The organism is Dactylosporangium sp. NPDC050688 (assembly GCF_040654515.1).
Classification (GTDB): Bacteria; Actinomycetota; Actinomycetes; order Mycobacteriales; family Micromonosporaceae; genus Dactylosporangium.
Map to the genome: position 1 here is coordinate 24,567 of NZ_JBFAIC010000097.1, position 6,822 is coordinate 31,388.

8 protein-coding genes and 1 pseudogene are annotated in these 6,822 nt (G+C 73.0%); 7 read left to right on the forward strand and 2 right to left on the reverse strand.

From position 1 onward, the window contains the following. The first annotated feature begins 10 nt into the window (after positions 1 to 10). The 3 genes from AB0H83_RS47390 to AB0H83_RS47400 all read left to right on the forward strand — a co-directional run bounded on the left by AB0H83_RS47390 (position 11) and on the right by AB0H83_RS47400 (position 1,124). The gene (locus AB0H83_RS47390; RefSeq protein WP_360109043.1) at positions 11 to 295 is read left to right on the forward strand and encodes a hypothetical protein; all 285 of its coding nucleotides are present in this window, start codon (positions 11 to 13) and stop codon (positions 293 to 295) included. Positions 296 to 322: 27 nt separating this feature from the next. Next, a complete protein-coding gene (locus tag AB0H83_RS47395; RefSeq protein WP_360109046.1) occupies positions 323 to 580 on the forward strand; it encodes a YciI family protein in 258 nt (85 codons plus the stop codon). A 100-nt stretch (positions 581 to 680) separates the two neighbouring features. After that, positions 681 to 1,124, forward strand: a complete 444-nt coding sequence (locus AB0H83_RS47400) for a hypothetical protein (protein ID WP_360109049.1) — start codon at positions 681 to 683, stop codon at positions 1,122 to 1,124. 110 nt (positions 1,125 to 1,234) lie between these two features. Here AB0H83_RS47400 and AB0H83_RS47405 read toward each other — a convergent pair whose 3' ends face one another. After that, the gene (locus AB0H83_RS47405; RefSeq protein ID WP_360109052.1) at positions 1,235 to 1,978 is read right to left on the reverse strand and encodes a hypothetical protein; all 744 of its coding nucleotides are present in this window, start codon (positions 1,976 to 1,978) and stop codon (positions 1,235 to 1,237) included. A gap of 161 nt (positions 1,979 to 2,139) precedes the next feature. On the opposite strand from AB0H83_RS47405, the gene AB0H83_RS47410 reads away from it, so the two are divergent. Further along, positions 2,140 to 3,105 (forward strand): cellulose binding domain-containing protein, encoded by a 966-nt coding sequence (locus AB0H83_RS47410; protein ID WP_360109055.1) that lies wholly within the window; start codon positions 2,140 to 2,142, stop codon positions 3,103 to 3,105. Between the two features lie 187 nt (positions 3,106 to 3,292). After that, complete coding sequence (locus AB0H83_RS47415) at positions 3,293 to 5,347, forward strand: hypothetical protein (protein WP_360109058.1); 2,055 nt, start codon at positions 3,293 to 3,295, stop codon at positions 5,345 to 5,347. A 46-nt stretch (positions 5,348 to 5,393) separates the two neighbouring features. On the opposite strand, the gene AB0H83_RS47420 is transcribed toward AB0H83_RS47415, so the two are convergent. Further along, complete coding sequence (locus tag AB0H83_RS47420) at positions 5,394 to 5,630, reverse strand: hypothetical protein (RefSeq protein WP_360109061.1); 237 nt, start codon at positions 5,628 to 5,630, stop codon at positions 5,394 to 5,396. Between the two features lie 258 nt (positions 5,631 to 5,888). On the opposite strand from AB0H83_RS47420, the pseudogene AB0H83_RS47425 reads away from it, so the two are divergent. Then, positions 5,889 to 6,140 (forward strand): annotated as a pseudogene (locus AB0H83_RS47425) (class I SAM-dependent methyltransferase); the annotation flags it as partial. Positions 6,141 to 6,364: 224 nt separating this feature from the next. Continuing rightward, positions 6,365 to 6,670 (forward strand): hypothetical protein, encoded by a 306-nt coding sequence (locus AB0H83_RS47430; protein ID WP_360109073.1) that lies wholly within the window; start codon positions 6,365 to 6,367, stop codon positions 6,668 to 6,670. Positions 6,671 to 6,822: the final 152 nt, after the last annotated feature.

The following is a 6,822-nucleotide window of genomic DNA, read 5'->3' on the forward strand; positions in this document are numbered from 1 at the left end:
CGATGGGCGGGTGGTGCTGCCATTGCCCCGTCCGACCCGCGCGGAGCTCGACCGCTGCTTCGTCGCGCTGCTCGACGGCACTCGCACCCGTGAGGACGTCGACCGCTGGGCCGCCCCCTGGCACACGTACCCCGACGACGAGTGCGCCCGCGACCAGGTCGTGTGGCTCGCACTGAACATGCTGCACGGCATCGACCTGCGTATCGTCCCGGACGGCCCGTACCTGCACTCCGACGAGCAGATCCGCCAGTGGCTGACCGCGTTCCGCCAGGTGTGCGCCACGATGCCGGAGTGATCCACCGGCTGTCCTACGATGGTCGGCGTGTACCTGCTTGAGCTCGCCTTCGACGGCAGTCCCGACCGGCTCGCGCTGCGCCCGGCGCACCGGGAGCGGTTGCGGGTGCTGCACGAGGCGGGCCGGGTGGTGCTGGCCGGGCCGTACTCCGACGAGAGCGGCGCCCTGCTGGTCTTCGACGTGACCGCCGAGGAGCTCGACGCCATCGTCGAGGACGACCCGTACTACCGGGCGCCGGGCGTGAAGATCGTGCGGCAGCAGGAGTGGACCCCGGTCTTCCGCTGAGCCCGGACCGGGCGCCGGATTGTGCACCTGCCGGGAATCCGCCGGCCGGCGGCAGCCCGGGGCCGGGTGGGGCGGGGTAGCGTCGTATCCGGAGGGGTCGATGCCGGTTTCGGAGCGCCAGTACCCGGCAGGCGGCAGCGCGCTGGTGCTGTCGGCCGTCGCCGCGGCCACGTACTACCCGCTCGCCACGTACGGGCCGGGGTGGTGGCGCGGGGCGCGGCTGCCGGACATGGACCCGCCGTTCGACCTGGCGTGGCTGCACGACGGCCTCGCGTGGGCGGCGCAATACCTGGGGCCGGTGCTGTACTGGACGTTCGCCGCGCTGGCCCTGGCGCTCGTCGTGGTCGCGGCGTTCACCAGCGGGTTCCGGACGCGGTCGGCGGCGGTTGGGCGGCTGGTCACGGCCGGGCGGGCCGGACCGGGTGCGGCGCTGGCCCTGGTCGCGGCGCTGGCCGCCGGCTGGTTCCTGCTGACCCAGGTGGCCGCACTGGTCGCGCCGCTGTTCGGCATGTACCACGGGGAGATCCATCCGGCGGTGCCGTAGCCGCGCCACCGATGGACGTCCTGTGGGACGGGGCAGCCGCGAGACCGACCGCGTTTGCCCGGCGGCGGGCGTGCGCGGGCCACGGCTACCCGTGACCCGCGCGGCCCGTATCACCTGCTGGGCGCCGGTGTCCTGCTGTTGCCCGGCACACCCCGGCCCGGAACGCCCCGGCCGGGCTTACGGGCGGCGGCCGGTTGCGGGATGCCGGCGAGCCGCTCGGCGATGCCGTTGCTGCGCGGGCCCGCGGCCGGCTCGGCCTGGGCCCGCAGCGCGGCGGCGTCGTAGGAGCGTTCCCGGCGTTCGAGGATGCCCGCGGCGTGGGCGATGGCGATGGCCAGGCGGCCGCGCCGCACCTGGCGGCGGCGGCGTTCGACGGCGATGAGCTCCTGCACGGCGGTGAGGGCGGCGCCGGCGCGGCCGGCCTCCTCCAGTGCCACGGCCACGGCGAGGAGGTCCCAGTCGGGGCCGTCGTCCGCGGCACGGCGCCGCCGCTGCCGCGTCACGACCTCGGTGAGCACGTCGACCTCGGTGAGCGCGCCGGGCTCGGTGAGCGCGCCGGCCTCAGTGAGCGCGCCGGGCTCGGTCATCGTGCCGGGCGACGCCCGTACGAGCTCCCGCGCCCAGGTGAGCAGGTTGCTGGCGGCCTCCGTGAGCAGCTCCTCGACGGCGTCCGCCGGGGCCGCGGCGGTGAACCCGTCGACCAGGTCGCCGAGGGCACGGGCGAGCCGGGGACGGTAGACCTGCGGTCGCACTGTCGTCATGATGCGGTACGCCTGCACCAGCTCGTACCGTCGCGGCTTGTCCTGCAGCAGGACCACACGCGCCCACGTCACCATGCCGGGATCGAGCAACATGAACCTCCGGTTCGTCGGGAGCGACCACCGTACGACGGCAAAACCCCAGTTCAACAGGGCTTTTCACCCGAGTGTCCGGCGGTCGCGGGTGCGGTATGCTCTTGGCGGACGTACCTCGTCACCGGACGCGCTGTTGCGGCACCGCCGTACCTTCTATTGACATGAGTCGATTCCTGTCGAGGGTGGCCATGGTCGCCGCCGTCCTCGCGATCACGCTCAACCCGGCGCCCGCCCGCGCCGCGACCTTGCCCACCGCCGTGTTCCACCAGGACAGCGTGTGGCCCACCGGCTATTCAGGACGGATGACCGTCACCAACGGCGGTGCCACCACCCTGCCGAGCTGGCGGGTCGAGTTCGACCTGGCCGCCGGCACCAGCATCAGCAACCTCTGGAACGCCACGGTCACCCGCTCCGGCAACCACTACGTCGTCGTCGGCGCGCCGTGGAACGCGAGCCTCGCCCCGGGCGCCGCCACCAGCTTCGGCTGGGTCGCCGCCGGCCTGGGCACCCCGCAGGGCTGCCTGCTCAACGGCGCCCCGTGCGACGGCAGCCCACCGGCCCGCGACGTGCGGCCGCCGAGCACCCCGGGCGACCTGCGCGGCACCACCCAGGCCAGCACGTTCACCCTCACCTGGACCGCCTCGACCGACGACCGCGGCGTCACCGGCTACGAGATCTGGAGCAGCACCGGCACCGCCCCGATCGCGACCGTCACCACGACCAGCTACAGCATGGGTGTGCCGCCCCCGATGGTCATGTCGTTCGGGGTACGCGCCGTCGACGCCGCCGGCAACCGCTCACCCTTCGCCGTCCTCGGACTGGGCACCCCGCCGGACACGATCCCGCCCGGGCCACCGACGGCGCTCACCCTGCGCGGCCCGACCGGAGGTTCCTGGACCGTCGGCTGGACCGCGGCCCGCGACGAGCAGTTCGTCGCCGGGTACGAGGTCGCGCTCAACGGCGCCGTCGTCGCACTGGTCGGCGACACCACCGCGTACGTGCCGTACAGCGGTTACGGCACGTACATCGTCACGGTCCGCGCGTTCGACGGTGCCGGCAACTTCTCCACCAGGGCCCAGATCGGCATCGCGGTCGACCCGCCGCCTCCGCCGCCGCCGGGCTCCTGACCCCACCTCGTCGCTGGGGGCGGGCGGACCGCTCGCCCCCAGCGCGGCGCGCCGCCAGTCATGATCGGCCAAAACCGAAACATTCTCGTTTCCTGTTGACAGTGGCCTACGTCTATCGGACGCTGATCTGACTTCACACCGGCCGCCGGATCGTGCGTTCCGGCACGCTTGAAGGGGCACCGCCATCATGTCCCTGTCGCTGCGCCACCCGTCCCGCCGGACCACGCTGACGTCCGGCATCCTTCTCTCGCTCGTCGCCACCACGGTCGTCGCCGTGCCCTCCGCCTCGGCCGCCGCGATCACGGCGAACGCCGACGCCCTGGACGGCACCTGCGCCTCGCTGCGCGTCTACAACGGCTCCAGCGCGGTCGGCTACGTCGTGCGCAGCGGCGCCGGCTACGCCTTCACCTCGTCGGCCTCCGGCGCTACGTCGTTCCGGCTGGAGGCCACCCAGCTCGGCCGTTACGAGCTCATCGGCTCCGACGGCAAACCCGCGTACCAGAGCGTCGTCGGCTTCATCATGGCCGGCGACTCCTACGGCGACCGCGCCGACTTCACCGTCACCAAGAGCGGCGACCGGTACCGGCTCGTCGCCACCGCCACCGGCCAGACCATGGGCTCGTTCCTGTGGAGCCTCGGCGCGGCCGGCTCGTCGTACACCGTCGCGCTGGCCACCGCGTCGGGCTGCGCCACCCCGCCCGACATCGACCCGGCCGTCACCGGCACCGCCGCGCCCGGCGTCGACGGCAGCGGCAAGCTCTTCGGCACGATCGACGCGCACGCCCACATCACCGCCGCCGCCGCGTTCGGCGGCCAGATGCACTGCGGCGAGGCGTGGGCCTCCGGCGGCGTGCAGGTCGCCCTGGCCGGCTGCGACACCCACCGCAGCCTCAACGTCGGCGCGCTGTTCGAGGCGATCGTCGGCGGCACCGACGCGGTGAACTCGCCGGAGGACGGCTGGCCCACGTTCGGCGACTGGCCGCAGCACAACTCGCTGCTGCACGAGCAGTCGTACTACCGCGGCATCGAACGGTCCTGGCGGGCCGGCCAGCGGGTGCTCAACGCGCTGCTCGTGGCGAACCGGTCCATCTGCGAGCTGTTCCCGTACCGGGACACCTCGTGCGACGAGATGGACCAGATCCGCGTCCAGTCCCGCTACCTGTACTCGATGCAGGACTACATCGACGCGCAGAACGGCGGCGCCGGCAAGGGCTGGTTCCGCATCGCCACCACGCCGGCCCAGGTGCGCAGCATCGCCGCGCAGGGCAAACTGGCCGTGACGATCGGCGTGGAGAACTCCGAGATCTTCGGCTGCCGCGAGGTCAACGACGTCCCGCAGTGCACCACCGCCCAGATCGACGCCGGCCTCGACGAGCTGCAGGCGATCGGCGTCTCCGGCCTGTACCCGGTCCACAAGTTCGACAACGCCTTCGGCGGCACGCGCTTCGACGCGGGCCTCACCGGCGCGTTCGTCAACCTGGGCAATCTGCTGTCCACCGGGCACTGGTGGACCGCCACCAGCTGCACCGGCCCGTCCGACAACGAGCAGCCGCTCGTCAGCGACGACCTCGTGCGGCTGCTGAGCTTCGGCGTGGTGAGCCTGCCGCCCGGCGCGGTGCTGCCCGTGTACCCCAGCGGCAAGATCTGCAACACCCGTGGGCTGACCCCCCTCGGCCGGTACCTCATCCAGAAGATGATGGACCGCGGCATGATCATCCACGTCGACCACATGAGCGTGAAGACCGCCCAGGCCGTGCTCGACATGGCCGCCGCAGCCCGCTACCCGGGCGTGGCGTCGGTGCACAGCTGGTCCGACCCGACCATGATCGACCGGATGCTCGCCCTGGGCGGGTTCGTGGCCACGTACGCCAACTCGGTGCCGGAGTTCCTCAGCGAGTGGCGCGCCAACCGGGCCGCCCCGCACGGCGGCGCCATCACCGGCTACGGCTACGGCACCGACGTCAACGGCCTCGGCGACCAGGCCAACCCCCGCCCCAACGCGGCCGCCAACCCGCTGCGCTACCCGTTCGTCGCCCCGAACGGCACGACCGTGGCCAAGCAGGTCTTCGGCTCGCGGACCTTCGACGTCAACACCGACGGCGCCGCGCAGTACGGCCTGTTCGCCGACTGGACCACCGACCTCATCCAGCAGGCCGGCGGGGACAGCGCGCTGCTGCGGCAGCAGCTGATGGCCGGGGCCGAGGCGTACGTGCGGATGTGGGAGCAGGCGATCGCCTGGTAGCCGCCGGTCAGGCGGGGCGCCGCACCGGGCGCCCCGCCGCCAGCGGTCAGCCGTACGCGACGGTCACCTGCTGCTGCTTCTCCGTGGTGAGGCGGTGGCAGGGACCGCCGTCGAAGACCTTCTTGCCATCCAGGTGGGCGAAGCTCGCCACCGTGCACGGGGTGGCCTTGGCGAGGGCTGGTGGCGGCTGCTGCGCCGGGCCGCGTTCGCTGGACAGACCTTCGCCGACACCGCCGAGATCGCTTACGCGGTGCGGGGGGCCACCGCCCAGCTCAACACCCACGCCAACCCCTGGATCTGGGGACGGCCCGCCCCACCAACGCGCACGCTCCGCCGCAAGTTCGTGTACCGCCTCAACGAACGTTGCACTAGGCGTCCGGCGGGCGGGGTGCCAGCCCGTCGAGAAAGAACACGGCGGTCACCGGCCACCGCCCCGCCACCGCCGACACGACCGGCTGTGCGGCGACGGACTGCTCGTTGAGGGCCATATCCCGATGACGATCGGCGACCCGCCGAAACCGACAACCGCAGCCGGGGAATTATGCTCGTACTCGTGCCGGCACATTTGTCACCCCGACTCGCCGCGGTGGTGGACAGCCTTCCGATCCTGCCGCATTTGCGGGTGCTCGAGATCGGCTGCGGGCCGGGGGCCGCCGCCCGTGCGGTCGCGGCCCGGCTCTCCACGGGCCACGTCCTCGCCATCGACCGGTCCCCCGCCGCTATCGCCCAGGCCGAGGCTGCCGCGGCGGCGGAGATCGGGTCCGGCCGGATGAGCGTCCGGCTGGTCGCGGCCGAGGAGTTCGTGCTGCAGGCCGGCGAGGAGCCGTTCGACCTGGTGTTCGCAGTACGGGTCGGCGCGCTCGACGGCCGGCACCCCGAGGCCGGTCAGCGGCCGGCACCCCGAGGCCGGTCAGCGGGTGCTGCGGCGCATCGCCGCGGCGACGGCCCCCGGCGCCCGGCTGTTCATCGACGGCGGCGACCCCCTTCGCGAGATCCCCATCCCCGGGTGCTCGGCCGATGCGTGACGAGTTGCCCGGTGGCGGGACCGCGGTGTCGCCCGGCGACGTCGAGGCGCTCGAAGCCCGGTGGGCGGACTGCTGGACGCCGCGCGAGGTCGCGGACCGGCTGGCCGGCGTCGCCGCACCCTGGTACGTCGCGGCGGGCTGGGCCTTGGACCTGTTCCGCGGCACGCAGACCCGTGCGCACCACGACATCGAGATCGCCGTGCCGGCCGGACGGTTCCCGGAGATTCGCGAGCGCTTCGCCGGGTTCGCGTTCGACGCGGTCGGCGCCTCCCGGATCTGGGGCACCTCCGGTGAGTGACTCGGACGGATCAGGAAGACTGGCGGGCATGGCTGATCTGAACGATCCGAAGGCTGCGTTGCACCACTACCTGCGGGAGACTCGCGACGACCTGATCTGGAAGCTCGACGGGCTGAGCGAACGCGAGGCCAGGCTGCCGCGCACCGCGACCG

What these genes read in the sequence shown, in the direction of transcription:
- AB0H83_RS47400 (WP_360109049.1), top strand. Translation starts at nt 681, where the DNA reads ATGCCGGTTTCGGAGCGCCAGTACCCGGCAGGCGGCAGCGCGCTGGTG.
- AB0H83_RS47405 (WP_360109052.1), bottom strand. Translation starts at nt 1,978, where the DNA reads ATGTTGCTCGATCCCGGCATGGTGACGTGGGCGCGTGTGGTCCTGCTG.
- AB0H83_RS47410 (WP_360109055.1), top strand. Translation starts at nt 2,140, where the DNA reads ATGAGTCGATTCCTGTCGAGGGTGGCCATGGTCGCCGCCGTCCTCGCG.
- AB0H83_RS47415 (WP_360109058.1), top strand. Translation starts at nt 3,293, where the DNA reads ATGTCCCTGTCGCTGCGCCACCCGTCCCGCCGGACCACGCTGACGTCC.
- AB0H83_RS47430 (WP_360109073.1), top strand. Translation starts at nt 6,365, where the DNA reads ATGCGTGACGAGTTGCCCGGTGGCGGGACCGCGGTGTCGCCCGGCGAC.